This window comes from Lactococcus sp. KTH0-1S (assembly GCF_052544945.1).
The window spans coordinates 1,408,552-1,426,566 of sequence record NZ_CP195165.1; the positions used below are offsets into that span (position 1 = coordinate 1,408,552).

Sequence of the window (18,015 nt, forward strand, 5' to 3'; positions counted from 1 at the left end):
TTTCTACTATGTATTCATGGTTCTTGCTGGACTCGAACCAGCGACCGAACGGTTATGAGCCGTTAGCTCTGACCAACTGAGCTAAAGAACCAAATCTCTGTATTATTGATCAATTTCTTTTGTATTTTCTAATTCATCATCAATCTCTTGAAGAAGTTTTCTTCTCTTATTTCTTTGTTTAAAAGATTCTATTAAGAGGAGACCAAAAATAACCATAACAGATAACACCATTACACATTGATAAAAATCTATAACTGAACCTAAATAAAATATATCAACAATAATAAATGCTACACCAATAATTAAAACTAAAATTGATACTAATATATTTCTTTTTACATCATCATCGTCCATTAAATTTTTCTCCTTATTACCTAATTATGTAGCAAAGGTTTACTATAATTCCAATCCCATAAATTCTGCTTTTGATAACTTAGTGAAATTATCAAGCTTAACCTTGAACTTTTTCGCTACCTATTCAATTCAATGGGGGAGTGACATTTATATTATAGCATATTTTGTATTGACAAAAATATTAAGGAAAATAAAAAAGCCACTCCGAAGAGCAGCTTAACTCTAGAAATAGGATGAAATCTCACAAACATCCCAACTATATTATAGCATACTACAATAAATAATTGACAATTATCTGAAAACTTGATAATATTTGAATAGTTAGTACATCCTATTTTTGCATATACGAAATTTTTTTCTGAATTTGTACTAACCCTCATCATCCTCTAGTTGGACTCCTTGAAGTCATCCAGCTAGAGCTTTTTTTATTTGAAAAAGCCACTCCAAAGAGCGACCATATGAGGTGAGCCGGAGTTCTAAACCGCTCGAAATTATTATAACATAAAAAACGCCTAAATTAATAGGCGCTTAGGAGTATTTATATTAACTCGAATTATCCTAAACTAAGGAACTTTCTAATCCCAATGTTTACAATAAATTTACTATTATGTTGTGCCTTAGTAGGGTAACCTATCCTATAAGCAAAAACAGTATTCTTCCCATTGATTTTTAAACCTAATATACTAGTGCTCGTCATAATTCCGAGAGTTTCAGATAAATTAGGAACTAATTGAAAACTAGTGGTATTGATATAATTTACTAATTGTTGTTCAGTAAAAGAAACATAGCCACGAGCTGAAATAATATCAATTACTTGAGCAATAGCTTCTTTATCTTGAGATATCGATAATTCATTAAGGATTTCATTATAAAACCATTTTGAATATTTCTGCTCAACCTTTAACAATTTTTTAATTATAATTTTTTCATCTTCAGGAAACTCATCCTTGTAGAGATTCAAATATTGGATAAGATCTCTGGGTCTTCCAAAGCTTCTATCCATTAGAAACTCAAATACATTTCTATCAAACATTTCTGTATAGATTTCTTCCAAATTCTTTGTATTATTTGGCTGACTTTTTTTTATTTTATACAAAATCATTTGCATGAGCGGGTGTTCCCAAGGTTCTGAATAAGCCGTATCAAACCAACTAATTTCTACTTTTGAGTCAGTTATTTGTTTGTTAAGATTATTTGCCTGGGCATTCATCATTTCAACAATATCTTCTCTAAAAACCAAACATATTTTAGAGGATTTAAAAGAGTAAAGCTCATGATTTAATTTATCAGCTGAATAAATCATGTGTTTCATTAGAGATTTGAAAGATAATAAATCCATAAATTCTTCAAATTGATCCATATCATCATAGAATAATATAATTTTTTGCTTCGATTTTTTTAAAAGCTCAAATACTAGTCTTTTTAGGTTAGGTTGTTCCTCATAGTAAATTGCTCTTCTTTTACTCAAAGTTTCTGAAGAAGTATACTTAGATTTCCCATTTAGTGTTAGGCTTGATTTTTTGCCAGCAGTAAAACCACTACTTACTTCATCTTCATTAGAAGTACTCTAAGTAATATTGTCAGTTCGAGTTTGTTCATTTTTAAGGATTTTTTCTAACTCTTTTATCTTATTACTTTGCACCAACTTATTAACTGATAAAAAACGTCTTTTTCTATAAAACTTCACTAACTCTGCTCCTAAATCAAGTAAGAAAACATATTCCCAAAATAATGAGGCTTCATCTTTGTTTATATCTTCTTGCGCAAAATTTAGTAATTTTTTTTGACTAAAGTCATTCGCAAATCGTTGGTCACATAATTCATTTTTATTTAGATTGGATTTATATTTATAATAGGAAGCTAATGTGGTCTTACCTGTCCCCTTTCTTCCGATAATAATATAATTCCTTGAATCTAATAATTTTTGATAGCTACCAGTATCCTCATAAAACATCTCGGAAAAATTAGGTTCTAAGGATTCATTATATCCATCTGATTTTCCAAAAGTTACATCTCTTAATTTCATTGAATTTCCCCCAAAAAAAACACTATCATCTACATATTGCCCTAACTTCGTTTAAATACTAACTATTTAACCTACTGACAACACGTATTGATAGTGCCTCAATACTCTAATTCTATACTATATTTATATTTATCTGTTCTATCATCTTTCATTCCAATAGTCAACAAAAAAACCCTGACCGAAGTCAGGGTTAATTTATTTTCTACTACTTAATTCTTCCAAAGCTGCTACTGGTACTTCTGATTTTTTTACTTCCTCCCAGCTGATCACATTTTCCTTCTTACTGTATGCTGCTTTTAGATATGCATCATGCTTGAGGATTCGGGATTCTATTAATTTTACCTGTTGGCTTTTTCCACTTTTGTCGTAACCTGTTAAATTATAACGATAGATAGTACCAGAAGTTCCGTCATTGTAGGTTATTTTCTCGCTCTTACCATCTTGGGTAATTTGAACATAATATGGAGTAGTCCCATAATTCACTTTATACCAACCACAACCAGCCCCAATAATCATTACTAACACTGCAACTAAACCAAAGAATATTTTTTTCATTGCTATTTACCTTCCCAAAAAGAATTATATTTAAATTTTAATGTAATTTTATAAGCATTTCCCTTAAAATTTTGTAGTAGTCCCCAAAGAGTTGGGGTTAATTTATTCTTTGATTTTGCGATAAGTATAGTAAACTATCCCAAATATAAAAGACATTATTATCCAAATAAATATCACTGTAGATATTGAAACAAATAATGCTAATACTAAATTATCAGTGGAAAATAATTGATGAAAATAATTCTTAGTTTCAGCATAATTAAACAGTAATTTATGAATCATTCTTAACACAAGCAGAGTAGCCGCAGCTAAACTCGAATCTTTTAATGACTTTTTAAATGTTATTGTATTGCTCGATTTTTCCATAAGTCTACTCCCAACCCTTTACAATTAGTTTATCAAAAAATATTAAACAAAAAAAGCCTGACCGAAGTCAGGGTTGATTTTATAGCTTATTCGAATTTAATAGATATTGAAATATTTATTTTAAGAACAAGACCATCAAATCTTCATCAAAATATTCGTCCCCTTCTTTCAAGGCATTTATTTCAACTCCATATTTTTCAAAACCTAAGTTACTATATAGTTTTCTACCCGAAGTATTATTTGAAACAACTGACAGCCTTATTTGTTCTAAATCCGGATAATCTTTTTTTACTTTATTAATTAAAGTAGACAATAAAAGTTTAACTAAACCTTTACCTTGGTAATCTTCATGAATGAACATTCCATATATATCGCCCTTATGTCTTTCCTTTTCTCCAATTTCTTTGTGAAATGAAACCATCCCTACTAATTCTTTTCTGTCAAAAATTCCCATAAAGAATTTATTTGAGTTTGGTGATATTCGTTCTATAATTTGCTGCTCTGTAAACTGTACTTCTCTTTCATAAGTAGAGCCGAATGATTCGTGGGCAACCTTTAATGCACTTAATCTCAATTTTTGATATGAAAACCGATTGCTTTTATCAATTATTTTTATTTCCATGCTATACCTCCTCAGCCTTAGAAGTATTTTAACACAAAATAAAAAGCCCTGACCGAATTCAGGGTTAATTCCTATAATAAATTAACTTATGCTATACTTAAAATAACTAAATTAAATCTATAGGTGGAATTATTTATGTTCATTTTTTCTCTTTTTGTTTCTGCTCTAATATGGGCTGGAGTGTCATACTGGTTACATGGGAATAGGCCAATCAAAAATGTTGATGAAGTACTGCAGATATATTTTATTATAGCAAGCGTATCGGCAATTATTATCGCATTAATTATTCTCATATTTTTTATTTACGTGATGATATTCAGCAAATCATTAGATAACTTACCATGGGCTATCATTTGTATATTAGTTATCGCTGTTGCCGCATTATTTTTCAAAGAAAATAAAATTTAAGAAAGCCCTGACCGGAGTCAGGTTTTTTTATATATTATGATTGTGATGTACTTGTAGAATATTGTGAGAAAATTGAAGAGAAAGATTTATTTTTAACTTCTACATCATTCTTTTTAAGATACTTAGTAATGACACTGTTGTTATATGTGGTATCGCTTTCTTTTTCAGTTTTTATAACATTTTGAAGTTCTTTTTTGTACTTGTTCATGTCAGTTCCCTTTTCAGATGTTTTTACCATTTCAACAATATAGTAAGAAGTAGCACCTGTTGATGAACTTGTAGACTCAATGACATCTGAAAACTCACCATTTTTCAATTTGAACGCAGCTGTTTGAACTTCAGCAGGAACACTTGTTGAAGCTGAGTTAAATGTTACTTTGCTTTCAGCATTTGTTTTTTCAAAGCTTGCTTTACCAGCATCATCTTTTTTAGCGGCATCCAATGCTTTTGCTGCTGCATCTTTTGATGTTTCAGAAACAACATAAGCCGTCACATCTGGGTGATAAGATTCCCAAGCTTTTTTAAGGTTAGCATCAGTGTACTGAGTTTTTTTGATATCATCATCAATTGCTGCATGTTCAAGCATTCCTGTACGAAGATACGCCTTTAAGTTCTCATTTGTTAACCCTGATTGTTGTAGCATTGAAGAAAATTGATCTCCGTATTGAGATTTTAAAGTATTTACTTGTTTAGTAAGCGCCTTATCATCAGCTTCTTTAGCAAAATCTTTACTCAATATCTTATCAAAAGTAAGGTTTTGAACTAAAACAGTTGATGATATATTAGGGAAAGTTTGCAACTCTTTATAAAGATCAGAAACTTTTACTGAATCTCCCTTCATTGTCACAATATCTTTGTTTGGCACCGCATTATTACTACTAGAGCATCCTGATAGAATTACTAACGTAGCCCCTAAAATAATTGTAGTTGCAATAACCAAACTTTTCTTTTTGAAATTCATTAAAAACCTTCATTCTTTTTTTATAATAATATTATTTATCTTATATTTTACTTCTTAACTTTCCCTTAAGAGTATCAAAAAAATCCTGACAGAAGTCAGGGATAATTTATTCATATATTTGGATTTTCATATTGTATTATCCAATGAATCTACAAGACATTTATCTTGTTCTCAAAGCATAAAAAGCAATTTTTTCATAACGCCACCCTGCAGATACTAAAGAATCTTTTTCGTAAGAACTTACTGTGTAGGCATGGCTCTCTTGAGTTCCTTTAGCATTTGGATTAAATAGACAGTAAACTGGTACAGTACCACCAGAGTAAAATGATACTTGTTCATAATTCCAACCTGCTTTTACCAAACTGTCTCTTTCATAAGAACTCATTGTGTAATAGTGTTCCCCACTAGTCTTATTGTACAATCGATAAACCGGTGATCCAGTAGTCGGTGCTACCCATCCACCTTTTTCTTCGTAAGTCCAACCTGCTTTTTGGGTTTGTGTCGCTTCATAAACGCTTGTCATATAAACATGTTGTCCTGCATTAGGATTATATAATCTAAAGACATATTGTTCTCCCGCTTTTTGACCGTCATTATTTGGAGTTGGAGCAGGTGTTGATGATAGAATTCTTCTAGCAAAATCTGGATAATAGTACTTTATATCAACAGTTGTAACATTTTGTCCAGGCTGTGGTGCATGTATCATTTTGTTATTGCCAATATAAATACCAACATGTGTAGTATTACCTCTCATTCCATAGAAAAGAAGGTCTCCTGGTTGCAAACTATTTAGTGATACTTCACTTCCCACTTTTTCCTGCGCAGTAGTCACTCGTGGTAGCGAAATATTCACTGCATGAGAATATACATATTGGGTTAAACCTGAGCAATCAAAGCCAGCAGGTGTGTTTCCACCCCATACATAAGGGACACCAAGGTACTTATTCGCTTCCTGAACCACCTTTTGTTGTTGCACCGTTTCCGCATGAACTTTTGAACTAAATATACTTATACCAAAAATAATACTAAGTAATGTGAGTAGAGACAACAGCCTTTTTAAATTTTTTTTCATAAAATCTCCAATGGTAAATTATTATATATCCTATATGTCATTCAAAAAGTTAGAATACAGGAAGATTATATCACTACATTTCAAAGAAAACGTTAACATTTGTTAACGATTTAAACTAACCATAGAAGTATTTTTTTATCTTACAATTTATTCGCATTTAATCGCAGTTGTAATTCTCTGACAGAATCAGAAACTGGACTAATTGTTCCATCTTGTGTGGTTCCAAGATGTTTTTGTAATGCTTTAATCGTAGCTTGTCCAAATAAGCCATCTTGTCCAATTCCCAAGAATCTTTGTAAGGCTTTAACTACGTTTGAGCCTGTCAGTGATAAATCAAACTGTGCAGCATAAATATTTTGATTAAAGCTTTGTTTGTACTGGTGACTAATTACTCCATCTTTGCCAGCTGTATCAAAGTATTCTTGCAATCGTTTAACAGTCGCATTTCCAAATTGTCCATCAACATTTAAGGTAACCATTTGAGGTTTGTTGTCAGTATTTCCTGAGCCTGAGCCAACGATTCGATAAAAGTGATGTGGTAAGCGAGTGCTCATGTATGCATCATTCGTATCAACCACAATTCCATTGTGAGTGTAAGAACAGTGAATGAATGAACCATTGCTTAGGAAAATACCTGTGTGTCCGTCTGAACCAGCCGAACCTCCTGGAGTGCCTGAGATAAAAATATCACCACGTTGTACTTCTCCACGACTAATTTCTTTGAGTTTCGTTCCTGACATTCCAAACAAAGTTTCAGTATTACCCATTGAGCTTGCTGACAGAAATCCTCCAGCAATCATGGCAAAGAAGACTGATGAGCTGCAGTCATAACTATCGGGCCCCATTCGTGAAGTCATCGAGTAAGTAACTTTGCCTTTTCGTGCTTGCATCCAAGCAATCATATTTTCAATACTTGACATTATTCGCCTCCTTTGACGTTTCTAGCAACTCCAGCATTAGCCCACATTACCGCTTCTTCAATCTTTGTTTTGGCCAATGATTGTTCACGACTAGCAGGAACAAGTTTATCAACTAGCTCTGAAAACTCTCGTGCTTTTGCACGAAGTTGGGTATATCTGTCTTCTGTTTTTTCATTTGGCTTATGATAAGTAAAAATATTATCGTTGTTATTTCCCATATTATTCGCCTCCCTCTGTGAATTCATGGTCAGAATCAGATGCCTTAACTACTTGAACACTATCTCCATTTTTTAAACTTTTTGTAAGTTCAGTTCCTTTTTTGGCTGCATGAGTGAAATCATTGTTCTTCCACCATGCCCAAAGTGCAAAAACTGTTGTGATGACTGTGCTGACAGTATTATCATCAAGAGGCAATGGGTTCATGTTTAACGCTGTTAAAATTTGATTTAAAATTGCTAACCAGAGTAAGATTGTTCTTGTAAGTGTTCCTTTATCAATTGTTTTCATGTTTTTTCTCCTTTATTTAAAAAATACTTTGATTATTTCAGTTAATGCTGCAAAAATTGCTGCTGCAGAACCTCCGATTCCAAGCGCCAACTTCCAAAAGTTTGTTTTATCAAGTAATTTCAACTGAAACTGACGTTCATCTGAGCTTTCATTCCCCTTGATAACAGCTTGCAAAATTTGCGCATTCTGTTCAGATTGACGAGTATTTTGCTCTCGCAAAAAGCGATTTGATTCATCAACACGAGCCAATCCCTCACTCATTTGCTTTTGCATTTCAACAGACATGTCACTAAGCCGAGCAATTTCTTTGCTGTGCTGTTTTATTTCCTTACTTTGTTGTTGAAGCTGACTTTCGTGCTGCTCAACAATTTTTTCTAACTCCATTACTCCTTCTTTCTAAATATCATACTTAAACTGTAATTAGAATCATTTAGTAATCATTTTTGTCTTTCTTTTTATACTGAAAATGTAAAGTGGCCTGTGTATCGTGTATTTGCTGCAGCGTTTAGAATACCAACTAAACCAGTATTTATGCTACTGTTCAATCCTGTTAACTGTAAAACTTTACTTGATGCCGTTGTGGTAGTCCAGTTGACAATAACAAACATGACGTCATTAGGTGGAATAAATCCATCTGGGAAAGTACCGACTATAGCAGTTCCAGATGCTGTTGTTGTGAAGTCGAACCAAAAACTAACAAGTCCATTTTTCTTTTTATAATGCAAGTTTTGAAGTGTGATCCATCCGTTAGTGTCATTAGGTAATGTAATGCTAGAAGCCACTAAATCCTTAATAATAACTTTTCCAGAATCATCAGCCATTACAGCCTTTGATAACTTTGTATCTATTTCCTGTTTTGAGTAAGCCCCAACTTGGCTTGCGGTTACTGCATGGGGGTTAGCTTTATTATTGACATGAGAATCCATTGCTTGTTTCTGAGTTGCTAGTTTGTCATCTGATTCACTTTTAGAATAAGAACCAACTTGTGAGGCAGTAACCTTATGTGGGTTAGATGCATCACTTGTATGAGAATCAAACTCTTTCTGCAGTCCCAATATCTCCTAGATAGGATTCTGCTGTCTCATAAGCTGGCGTCAACCTAAGGCCATCCCTCGTAACATGAGCCGCATTTTTTGAGCCAATAACACTTAAATCACCACCTACGGTTAATTTACCAAAGATTTCTGCTTGGTTTACCATTGTAGTTCGCCCAAACATTATTATTCTATTTGTCCCATATGTAGTGGTCCCAAGTTGTATACTAACAGTATCACCTTCCAAATTTAGATTTTTTGCACCTTTTAAATAAATACCAGGATTATCTTGATAGGCCCAAGGTTGCACGAAACCTATTTCTGTTTGATTAACATCATAAAAGGTAAATCTTCCGTATTGAACTTTAAATCCTGAACCTCCAGAACTAAATGACTGAAACAAGCTGTTATTTAAATCAAAGCGAATTAGATTATCTGCACCAGCAATATATCCCTTTTGAAATTGAACGGCACCAGTGTCAAGATTTATAGATAAATTTTTTCCACTAATAGTCCCTGCGCTCAAAGATTTAGCGTTCAAATTAATTACATCTATTGTTGCCGCATTCAAAGTTCCAGCGTTGATTTTCGAGGCACTAAGACTTCCAATCATAGCGTCCCGAATGATGGCATCATCTATTTTTGTTTGATCTGTCAACCAGATTTTGGCACCAGTTATCTTTAACCATTCTTTACCATCCATCTCTTGTGATAAATTGATTGTTTTTACAATTCCATCAGAAGGAACGGAATTATCAATTTTTTCTTGTATATCATCTGGTAATCGAGTAGAGGTTTGAAGCACCCAATCATAAGTTCCGTCCACGAGTTTCGTATAAACCCATATTTCATCATCTGGGCCATTTTTTTTGAACCAAATATCTCCTTCTTTAGGATAAGGAGGTTCTTCTGTTCCATCATAGACTGAATTTTTACCAGCTGCATCAACACGAGAATTAATATCTTTAATGATTTGATTAAGTGGTGGAGAATAAGCTGAGACTGTTTGAGCTGAAGAATTGGTATTAGCTGAGCTAGTTGCTGTCAACCCTCCTTTAAAGTTTAGAGTATAACTTAAATTAGGAGTCTTAAATGGTGTCCCATATCTATCAGTAAGCGTTAGCCAATCCCCTGTTTCTAAAGCTGGGTTGCCTCTCCAATTTAAAGTAAAAGGATAAAAATTGATATCTTTGACTTTCTGATAAATATTATCAAGTAAATCTTGGGTCATTACTTTATTTTCTAAAACAATCTGTGGCCCAGTATTACTACCAGCTGTATAAGTGACTTGTTCACTGCTATTCTCGCTTTGAACAGGTACTGTACAAGAGATACCACCAATTTTGTACATTAATTCATTTTTTGTTAGCCCCTTTTGAAAATATTCTGCTGGTGAAACTGCAAACTTAGGGTCAATTAATTGCATGATTTCTAATTGATTAATCCGGCTAAATCTCGCATAACCTGCTTCAAACTGTGCAATTAGCCCAATAGCTTTTCTGAAAGTATAACCCTCGAGTTTATTTATTTTCGAAGTGCTAATCATTAAAAAATTTGTTTCATTAATGATAGAACCACTTTTATTTGCAATTTCTAACGCAACATCTCGAATAGACGCAGGATAGGGCAGTTCAGAAACATATTCACTTTCCAAAAAAACAAAACGATCACTTGCTTCAAGTGTCGTTTTATTTTCGTTTCTATCTGGGTCACACTTAGTGACATAAAAAGTTCCAATTGAGACGTATTCATAAACCGTTGGTTTATAATGAATCAATTTAGCGTATCATATCGGAATATAAAAAACAAAAACCGCTCTGTTGAGCGATTTCTAATACTATAGGATTCTATAAAATCCATTCAATGGAGGCGAGGGGAGTCGAACCCCTGTCCAAACACCTTGCTACATCAACGTCTACAACCATAGGACTTTCTCAAATTTAACAAAATGCCAAAGCCAGTCTCAAACAGCGACATTTTGCGGGGCTTTAAATCTCTTTTGCTGCGTCAAGCCTCCACAACAACGTATCTGACTAAAAGTTTAGGCCGTCAAGTTGCCATCAGTGAGCAAAAATCAGGCACGCATGGTGCTGTTTAGGCTGCCATTGCGTAAGTTTGTGTATTATTTTTAGCAGTTATATTTATCTGCGGATGATTATCCTGATCCCTCAGCAGTTGCAGTTCATGCGCGACAATGCCTGTCGAATCCGTAACGCCCCCAAATTTTAGGAGAGAGCTACTGATTATTTTGTCAGTAAATCTTTGAACCTTGAAGTCTAATTATAGCATATTTCAACTTTTCTGTCAGTAAATTTTCATTAAAGTATGTATTTTCTATGAGAAAGGTGAGCTGACAGATTCCTTTATCATTTGATTCAAAGCTGTCAGTAATAAAAAAATTTCTGTCAGTAAATTCTTTAAAACTCTTCTTCATCAATTTGTTGAATTTCTTGTAATTTACTGATTAAATATTGGTCAGTAGAATACTTTGTCATCAGTTCTTCTAACAATTGATTACGAACCACATAATTACTAAAAAGATGTAATTTTTCTTCGTAACTTTCAAGTACTTTTTCTGTTCTTTTGATATTGTCATAGACAGCTTGACGACTGATATTAAATTCTTCAGCGATCTCTGCCAAACTATAATCATCAGCGTAATAAAGTTCAATGTAATTCATTTGTTTATCAGTCAAGAGTGTCGCATAAAACTCAAAAAGAGTATTCATCCGATTCGTTTTTTCGATTTCCATAAACTCTATTATAACAAAATTTATATCATTTTTTATGTTTATTCATTATTTTCTAATTGATGATTTAAAATAATAAAATGTAATTTTTTTATCTTTATCAAAGTCTAAATATCCATTATTTTTTTAGCTCAAAATAATAATTTATTCTATACAAAACTCCTTGTTTTCGTTATAATTGAAAGTATGAAAAAAATTTTAATTGCTGATGATGATCGGGCAATTTTGACCCTTTTATCTTATAATTTTCGGCAAAATGATTACGAAGTAACTATTGTATCGGACGGGAAAAAAGCTTATGACAAAGCTCGTAAAAATCCCTTTGATTTACTTCTACTTGATTTAATGATGCCCGAATATTCCGGAATTGAAGTCACCCAAAAACTTCGTAAAGAAGGTAATTTTACACCAATTTTAATTTTAACTGCTCGAGAGGATGATGAAATGAAACTGACAGGGCTGTCAGCAGGTTCTGATGAGTATTTAGATAAAACGACTCCAATGAAAGAAATCATTGTCAGAGCCGATGCGCTCATTCGCAGAAATCAAATGTATAACCAAGCACCCTCCGAAACTGTCATTGAATCTTTAGATGAGAGTCCTTCATCATTAGTTACTGACAGATTGGTCATTGATTTTATAAAAAAAGAAGTCACTTTTGACGAAAAAGTTTTAGATTTAACCAAACGAGAATTTGAAATCCTTGAACTCTTAGCTAAAAGAGAGGGGAAAATTGTCAGTCGTGAAGAACTCCTACAACATTTTTGGGGAATTTCAGACACTGCTGAAACCCGCACCATTGATGTGCTCATTTCTAAAATTCGTAAAAAATTAAATAATCATTATATCAAAACAAAACGAGGATTCGGATACTATTTTGAAGAAAATGAAACTTAAATACATCATGCTTATGACGGTCCTATATATTATTGCGACCTTAAGTTTGGTGATTCTATCGAACCAAAATATCTTAGAAAATGATACAAATCGAGTATTAAAAACAATAGATAAAATACAACTCTTTTTAGAAAAACATCCTGATAATCCTCTGCCAGATAATTTTGAACATCTTCCAAAGAGTACAGTAAATTCGGATACTAAAAAAATTAAAAAGGGTGCGACTTACGCACGTAGTTTAGATTCTCAAGAAATAACCGTGACTAGTCCCATATTTAGCGAGGGTCAAATTAACGGTTATCTAAAGGTTACAGAAAATCGTACCTCTACTTTCTTTACCGATTTTGCCATTATCATTTTTGCAATTTTATTTTACTTGGCTGTCGCCATCCAAGTTTTACGTTCTGCTCAGAGAGCTTATGTTTTTCGAGAAAATACCGTTGCTAAAATTAAAAATATCGAGCGCAGTCCATTAACTCAAAGCTATTTGATGAATGAGAACGACGATAAAATTACAACTGAGCTCAATAAACTGGGCGAAAAAATTCAGAAACAAGCACTTTCTCATACTGAAAAGAAAGAAAATCTCTACGAATTTATTGAATTTTTCCAATTTCCGATTTTCATTTATAATAATAAAGGAAAAATTCGTCGGACCAATGCTTCTTTCAAAAATGAATTTTCAGATACTGAAAATCTAGATATTTTCAGCCCCTATGCTGATTTCTTAAATTTTCTTGTTGATAAAATTTTACATCCTGATATTCAGGAAAAACTTTTCTATTTTGAAAAACTTGGGGCTTATTATCAAGTCCGTATCACTCCTTTACCTGATTTGGATAGTCGATTTATGGTGACTATGATGGATGTTAGCTCTTATCGTCGAACAGTGGATGCCCACAATGCTTTTATTGCTAACGTTTCTCATGAATTAAAAACTCCCCTTACTTCTATCAAAGGCTTCGCTGAACTTCTGGAAACAGATTCAATTTCAAGTTCTGACACCAAAAATTTCGCATCTATTATCAATAAGGAAAGTTCACGCCTGATGAATTTAGTTCAGGATACACTGCTTTTGACCAAACAAAATCATCGAATTGATAAAAAGAAAATTAATCTTACAGCTTTGATACAAAATATTCTCCAAAGCTCAGGACCACAAATTAATGAAAAATCACTTCATTTAGAATCCCAAATTGAAGAAATCACTTTTAAAACCAATGAACAAATGGTTCATAGCATTTTTGAGAATTTGATTGAAAATGCAATTAAATACACTCCAGCAAATGGGCAAATTTTTGTCAGCTTACATCTTGAACAAAATAAAATCATTTTCAGTGTAACTGACAATGGTCCTGGTCTTAGTGAAATTCAAAAAGAGCGAATTTTCGACCGCTTCTACCGGGTTGATGAAAGTCGAGCAGAAGTTAATGGAACAGGTTTAGGACTTGCTATCGTCGAGAAGAATGTTCAAGAGCTTCACGGAACAATTGACGTTGTATCCATTCTTGGAAAAGGAACAACTTTCACCGTCAATCTTTAATCGAAGCCTTCAACAAATTTACTTATCAAATTAAAAAAATATTATAACCAAAACTCTCCAATTAAGATAAAATCAATTTATCAAGATTGGAGAGTTTTTATGGCTAAATATACATTTCAGGGCATTCCTCGCCCACTCGTGCGTACTAATCAAACTTTTATTGTTCTCAGTGTCATTTTGGCAGTCATCACTCATTTCTATTGGATTCTACTACTTCCTATTCTCGCTGGACTATCTGGCATTCTTTTCGAGAAAAATTTTATTATTTTAATCGCCAAAAGCTTTCTAAAGAAGAAAGCTTCAGAATATGTGCTCGAAGATAAATCAGACCTTCGCTTCAATCAAATTATCGCTACTGTTCTATTAAGTGCTAGTTTGATTTTCTCAATCACTAATCATCCTACCTTAGCAATAATCTTTGCAGCATTTGTTTTTCTAGCCGCTTCCATTGCTTTAAGTGGTTTTTGTATAGGATGTTGGATTCATTTTCAACTTCGTCAGTACAAATATCGTCGGCAAGTAAAAAAAGGACTTCACTAAGTCCTTTTTATCTTTCCAAATAAAATTCAAAACGGTCACCGACATATTGAGATAAGACATATTCAAAAGCTGTACCGTCTGTTAAATAAGAAACCTGAGTTAAGCCAAGAATAGCAGCTCCAACTCTTGTTTTTAAATACTCTGAAACCTCTGTACTCACTCTTTTAGCTGAAACAATCTGTTCACTACGACCAATCACATGTCCATGACTCTCCAAAGTTTTAAAGAAGTTACTCGTAATTTCTTTTTTATCAAATGATTTGACCAATTTGAAAGGAATACTTGCCACTTCATAACAAATTGGAACATTATCCGCATAACGAATCCGCTCCATTCGGATGATGGAATCCTTTTTGGTGATATTTAGTTTTTCACATTCAACCTCATTTGGCGCCGTTCTAATATAACTCAAAACTTCTGTTGAAGGAACTTTACCTTGTGAGCTGATAATTTCTGTAAAGGAAGTTGTTCCACGCATTTTTTCACGAACACGTCGGCTAGCAACATAAGTTCCAGAACCTACTCGACGGTCAAGAATTCCTTCATCAACCAAAGCTGTTACCGCTTGTCTTGCAGTCATTCGACTGACAGTAAAGCGCTCGGCCAAATCACGTTCGCTTGGAAGACGTTGTCCAATTTTCCAGATGCCTTTTTCAACTTCATCTTTTAAGGCATCATGTATTTTTACATAATTCGGTACTGATTTTCTTACCATAGTTCCCCCTAACTAAATAATAACAATATATACCACTTTAATATCTGTCTACCATTATATCACAGTTCATATGACTTACAAATAAAGAACATTTAAAATAATCACAAATCTTATTTTCTATTTACGTTAAATTTATAAAAAAAGAATTAGCTAATATAACTAACTCTTTTTTATCTTTTATCAGTATTCAATTATTTTGAAGGAACAGTGATTTTTCCATCAATAATATCTGCTTTTGCTTTAGCAACTGCATCTTTGATTTCTGAATTTGCACTGTCAAGTCCTAAGTTAACCCCACCATTTTTAAGGTCATAAGTAACGATTGTTCCACCAGGGAATTTACCATCTTTAGTCTTGTCAGCGATATCTTTTACAACATTACCAACTTCTTTGATTGTTGATACAAGTACAAAGTTAGAATCTTTACCGTCTTTAGATTTGTATTTTCCAAGATATTCTTGGTCTTGGTCAACACCGATAACCCAAACTTTGTCAGCCTCATTTTTAGTTGAGTTCAATGCTTTAGCTTCACTGAAGACACCAGTTCCTACACCACCGGCACATTGATAAACTACGTCATCACCAGCACCGTACATAGCTGCAGCAATTGTTTTACCCTTGGCCGCGTCAGAGAAAGATCCCGCATATTGAACATCAACTTTAATATCTGGGTTTACAGATTTAGCTCCAGCTTCATAACCTTTTTCAAAACGTGTAATAACATCTGATTGCATTCCACCGATGAAACCAATTTTGTTAGTTTTAGTTGCTTTTGCTGCAGCTACACCAGCAAGGTAGGCACTTTCGTTATCAGCAAAAGTTGCTGATGCCACATTTTTTTGGTCTTTGATGACTGAATCAACGATTACAAAGTTAGATTTAGGATTATTTTTTGCTGCAGCTGATGTTGCATCTTGTAAAGAGAATCCGATACCAAACAAAAGTTTGTAGCCTTGTTGTTCCGCAGAGTTATAGTTAGTTGTATAATCTGAAGCAGAGTTAGATTGGAAATAAGTGTATCCTGTACCTTTTTTCAGGTTATTTTCTTTCCCCCAGCTTTGAAGACCTTCCCAAGCGGATTGGTTAAATGAACGGTCGTTTACACCACCAGTATCGGTGACGATTGCTGCTTTAAGGTCAGTTTTTGCTTTACCTGATCCGGCTGCGTCATGTGAACGGCATCCTGCAAGGACTGCGACTGATGCAAGTGCGAGAGCACTAACTGCGATTACACGTTTTTTCATGGAAAGGGTATCCTCCGAGTTTTGTTTGGCTAAATATAGCTTAAGACTATTTTAAGATATATTTAGTCTTTTTGCAAGTCCAAATAAGCTGAATATCCCTTTTTCTCACCAAACGTTCGGAAATAACCTATCAATTACTAAGAATTATTCATATTTATCAGTAATTACCATTTTTACGTTTTTTAAAAGAAAAAAGTTAAAGCGCTTACTTTAGTTACAAATTAATATGCTACCTGTTGATAGCATATCAATTTTATTTTAATCAAGATTTTTGAAAGAATATGGTAAAAGTTCCTCAACTGAAGTTTCTTTTACATTATCATTTTTGGAAATCAAAAAAACTGGCATATCTGCTGGACAAAATTCTGCAATAACTTGTCTACAAGCACCACAAGGACTAATTGGTTCTTCTGTTTCTCCGAATACATAAAGAGCATCAAAATCTTTCAGGCCTTCTGATATTGCTTTAAAAATAGCTGTTCGTTCAGCACAATTAGAAAGTCCAAAACTAGCATTTTCAATATTACAACCTGTGATAATTCGACCATCAGTTGTATGAAAAGCTGCTCCTACAGGAAAATGAGAGTAAGGAACATATGCCAAACTTGCCGCTTCGCGTGCGGCAGCAATCATTTTTTTAGTAGTTGTCATTTGAAGTCAGACCTTCCATAATTGCAACACCAGCCGAAACACCAAGACGTGCTGCACCAGCATCAATCATTGCTTTTGCTTCTTCAAGATTATGAACTCCACCAGAAGCCTTAACTCCCATATCTGGGCCAACCGTTTGACGCATTAATTTTATATCATAAACAGTCGCTCCACCTGTTGAGAAGCCTGTTGAAGTTTTGACAAAATCAGCACCAACAGCTTTAGCAATTTGGCAAGCTTTAATCTTTTCATCGTCAGTTAAAAGGCTTGTTTCAATGATAACTTTAAGAAGTTTATCACCTTTTACTGCGTTGACAGCTGCAATATCTGACTCAACAAGATCCCAATCCTTAGATTTGGCTGCACCAATATTAATGACCATGTCAATTTCATCAGCACCATTTTCAATAGCGTTTTTAGCTTCAAAAGCTTTGACTTCAGAAGTATTTGCACCTAAAGGAAAACCAATTACTGTACATACTTTAACGTCTGAGTCTTTAAGTTCTTCACTGGCATAATTTACCCATGTTGGGTTAATACAAACGCTCATGAAATCATATTTTTTTGCTTCATCAATTATTTGTTGAATTTTAGATTTTGGAGCATCGGCTTTAAGAATAGTATGGTCAATATATTTATTAATTTGCATTTTAAGTTCTTTCTATTTTTTTAATCTTAAGTAAATCATTCCAACGATGAGATAGACTACAACGAAGATAATGATAAAAGCAATAAGTTGAATAAGCCAACCAAAATTTTGTAAGTACAATTTGGTCGCTGCTCCAGCCAAAGCTGACAAGATGACTTGCAAGGCCTTGACAGGTGTTGGGATTTTTAAATCATTTTTCAT

At 33.5% G+C, this 18,015-nt stretch carries 22 protein-coding genes, 1 tRNA gene, 1 other RNA gene and 1 pseudogene; 3 read left to right on the forward strand and 22 right to left on the reverse strand.

The features are described from left to right. Window positions 1-17: 17 nt before the first annotated feature. From ACRYLU_RS06845 to ACRYLU_RS06925, 17 genes and pseudogenes are all read right to left on the reverse strand, one after another. Window positions 18-91 (reverse strand) — tRNA-Ile (locus ACRYLU_RS06845). Window positions 92-102: 11 nt separating this feature from the next. Then, window positions 103-354, reverse strand: a complete 252-nt coding sequence (locus ACRYLU_RS06850; RefSeq protein WP_038600535.1) for a hypothetical protein — start codon at window positions 352-354, stop codon at window positions 103-105. A 553-nt stretch (window positions 355-907) separates the two neighbouring features. Next, window positions 908-1,855, reverse strand: a pseudogene (locus ACRYLU_RS06855) (P-loop ATPase, Sll1717 family); the annotation flags it as partial. A 66-nt stretch (window positions 1,856-1,921) separates the two neighbouring features. Continuing rightward, window positions 1,922-2,380: a hypothetical protein gene (locus tag ACRYLU_RS06860; protein ID WP_260310403.1), complete on the reverse strand. Its 459-nt coding sequence runs from the start codon at window positions 2,378-2,380 to the stop codon at window positions 1,922-1,924. 195 nt (window positions 2,381-2,575) lie between these two features. Further along, window positions 2,576-2,935: a YxeA family protein gene (locus ACRYLU_RS06865; protein ID WP_038600523.1), complete on the reverse strand. Its 360-nt coding sequence runs from the start codon at window positions 2,933-2,935 to the stop codon at window positions 2,576-2,578. A 102-nt stretch (window positions 2,936-3,037) separates the two neighbouring features. Continuing rightward, a complete protein-coding gene (locus ACRYLU_RS06870; protein WP_038600520.1) occupies window positions 3,038-3,301 on the reverse strand; it encodes a hypothetical protein in 264 nt (87 codons plus the stop codon). Between the two features lie 115 nt (window positions 3,302-3,416). Continuing rightward, entirely contained in the window at window positions 3,417-3,923 is a 507-nt protein-coding gene (locus ACRYLU_RS06875; RefSeq protein WP_445080802.1) for a GNAT family N-acetyltransferase, read from the reverse strand. Between the two features lie 442 nt (window positions 3,924-4,365). Beyond that, window positions 4,366-5,292, reverse strand: a complete 927-nt coding sequence (locus ACRYLU_RS06880) for a peptidyl-prolyl cis-trans isomerase (RefSeq protein ID WP_038600511.1) — start codon at window positions 5,290-5,292, stop codon at window positions 4,366-4,368. 160 nt (window positions 5,293-5,452) lie between these two features. Next, complete coding sequence (locus tag ACRYLU_RS06885; RefSeq protein ID WP_052053848.1) at window positions 5,453-6,268, reverse strand: NlpC/P60 family protein; 816 nt, start codon at window positions 6,266-6,268, stop codon at window positions 5,453-5,455. A gap of 236 nt (window positions 6,269-6,504) precedes the next feature. Further along, complete coding sequence (locus ACRYLU_RS06890; protein ID WP_270220117.1) at window positions 6,505-7,284, reverse strand: peptidoglycan amidohydrolase family protein; 780 nt, start codon at window positions 7,282-7,284, stop codon at window positions 6,505-6,507. After that, a complete protein-coding gene (locus ACRYLU_RS06895) occupies window positions 7,284-7,502 on the reverse strand; it encodes an Acb2/Tad1 domain-containing protein (RefSeq protein ID WP_256294107.1) in 219 nt (72 codons plus the stop codon). Before ACRYLU_RS06895 ends, ACRYLU_RS06890 begins: the two co-directional genes overlap by 1 nt. 1 nt (window position 7,503) lies before the next feature. Beyond that, on the reverse strand, window positions 7,504-7,791 hold the full coding sequence (locus ACRYLU_RS06900; protein WP_017864623.1) for a phage holin: 288 nt from the start codon (window positions 7,789-7,791) through the stop codon (window positions 7,504-7,506). 12 nt (window positions 7,792-7,803) lie between these two features. After that, complete coding sequence (locus ACRYLU_RS06905) at window positions 7,804-8,175, reverse strand: hypothetical protein (RefSeq protein ID WP_038600502.1); 372 nt, start codon at window positions 8,173-8,175, stop codon at window positions 7,804-7,806. Between the two features lie 71 nt (window positions 8,176-8,246). Continuing rightward, window positions 8,247-8,846 (reverse strand): hypothetical protein, encoded by a 600-nt coding sequence (locus ACRYLU_RS06910; RefSeq protein ID WP_260310408.1) that lies wholly within the window; start codon window positions 8,844-8,846, stop codon window positions 8,247-8,249. Then, entirely contained in the window at window positions 8,824-10,602 is a 1,779-nt protein-coding gene (locus tag ACRYLU_RS06915) for a hypothetical protein (RefSeq protein WP_445080803.1), read from the reverse strand. The genes ACRYLU_RS06910 and ACRYLU_RS06915 overlap by 23 nt, the downstream gene beginning before the upstream one ends. A gap of 84 nt (window positions 10,603-10,686) precedes the next feature. Beyond that, window positions 10,687-11,045, reverse strand: a transfer-messenger RNA (tmRNA) gene (gene ssrA / locus ACRYLU_RS06920). A gap of 197 nt (window positions 11,046-11,242) precedes the next feature. Further along, complete coding sequence (locus ACRYLU_RS06925; RefSeq protein WP_038600362.1) at window positions 11,243-11,578, reverse strand: putative DNA-binding protein; 336 nt, start codon at window positions 11,576-11,578, stop codon at window positions 11,243-11,245. Window positions 11,579-11,761: 183 nt separating this feature from the next. On the opposite strand from ACRYLU_RS06925, the gene ACRYLU_RS06930 reads away from it, so the two are divergent. From ACRYLU_RS06930 to ACRYLU_RS06940, 3 genes are all read left to right on the forward strand, one after another. Further along, window positions 11,762-12,472, forward strand: a complete 711-nt coding sequence (locus tag ACRYLU_RS06930; protein ID WP_038600359.1) for a response regulator transcription factor — start codon at window positions 11,762-11,764, stop codon at window positions 12,470-12,472. Further along, window positions 12,462-14,015: a sensor histidine kinase gene (locus ACRYLU_RS06935; protein WP_445080804.1), complete on the forward strand. Its 1,554-nt coding sequence runs from the start codon at window positions 12,462-12,464 to the stop codon at window positions 14,013-14,015. The genes ACRYLU_RS06930 and ACRYLU_RS06935 overlap by 11 nt, the downstream gene beginning before the upstream one ends. 99 nt (window positions 14,016-14,114) lie before the next feature. After that, window positions 14,115-14,555, forward strand: a complete 441-nt coding sequence (locus tag ACRYLU_RS06940) for a DUF4395 domain-containing protein (protein WP_179884609.1) — start codon at window positions 14,115-14,117, stop codon at window positions 14,553-14,555. 7 nt (window positions 14,556-14,562) lie between these two features. Here the strand turns inward: ACRYLU_RS06940 and ACRYLU_RS06945 are convergent, their stop codons facing one another. The 5 genes from ACRYLU_RS06945 to ACRYLU_RS06965 form a co-directional block, all read right to left on the reverse strand. Continuing rightward, complete coding sequence (locus ACRYLU_RS06945; RefSeq protein ID WP_260310410.1) at window positions 14,563-15,270, reverse strand: GntR family transcriptional regulator; 708 nt, start codon at window positions 15,268-15,270, stop codon at window positions 14,563-14,565. A gap of 191 nt (window positions 15,271-15,461) precedes the next feature. Then, window positions 15,462-16,514 (reverse strand): BMP family lipoprotein, encoded by a 1,053-nt coding sequence (locus ACRYLU_RS06950; protein ID WP_012898057.1) that lies wholly within the window; start codon window positions 16,512-16,514, stop codon window positions 15,462-15,464. A gap of 258 nt (window positions 16,515-16,772) precedes the next feature. Further along, window positions 16,773-17,165: a cytidine deaminase gene (locus ACRYLU_RS06955; RefSeq protein WP_003130469.1), complete on the reverse strand. Its 393-nt coding sequence runs from the start codon at window positions 17,163-17,165 to the stop codon at window positions 16,773-16,775. After that, a complete protein-coding gene (gene deoC / locus ACRYLU_RS06960) occupies window positions 17,152-17,814 on the reverse strand; it encodes a deoxyribose-phosphate aldolase (protein WP_260310411.1) in 663 nt (220 codons plus the stop codon). Before deoC ends, ACRYLU_RS06955 begins: the two co-directional genes overlap by 14 nt. A gap of 12 nt (window positions 17,815-17,826) precedes the next feature. After that, window positions 17,827-18,015 carry a hypothetical protein gene (locus ACRYLU_RS06965; RefSeq protein ID WP_195927505.1) on the reverse strand — a complete coding sequence of 63 codons (189 nt, stop codon included), beginning with the start codon at window positions 18,013-18,015 and terminating at the stop codon, window positions 17,827-17,829.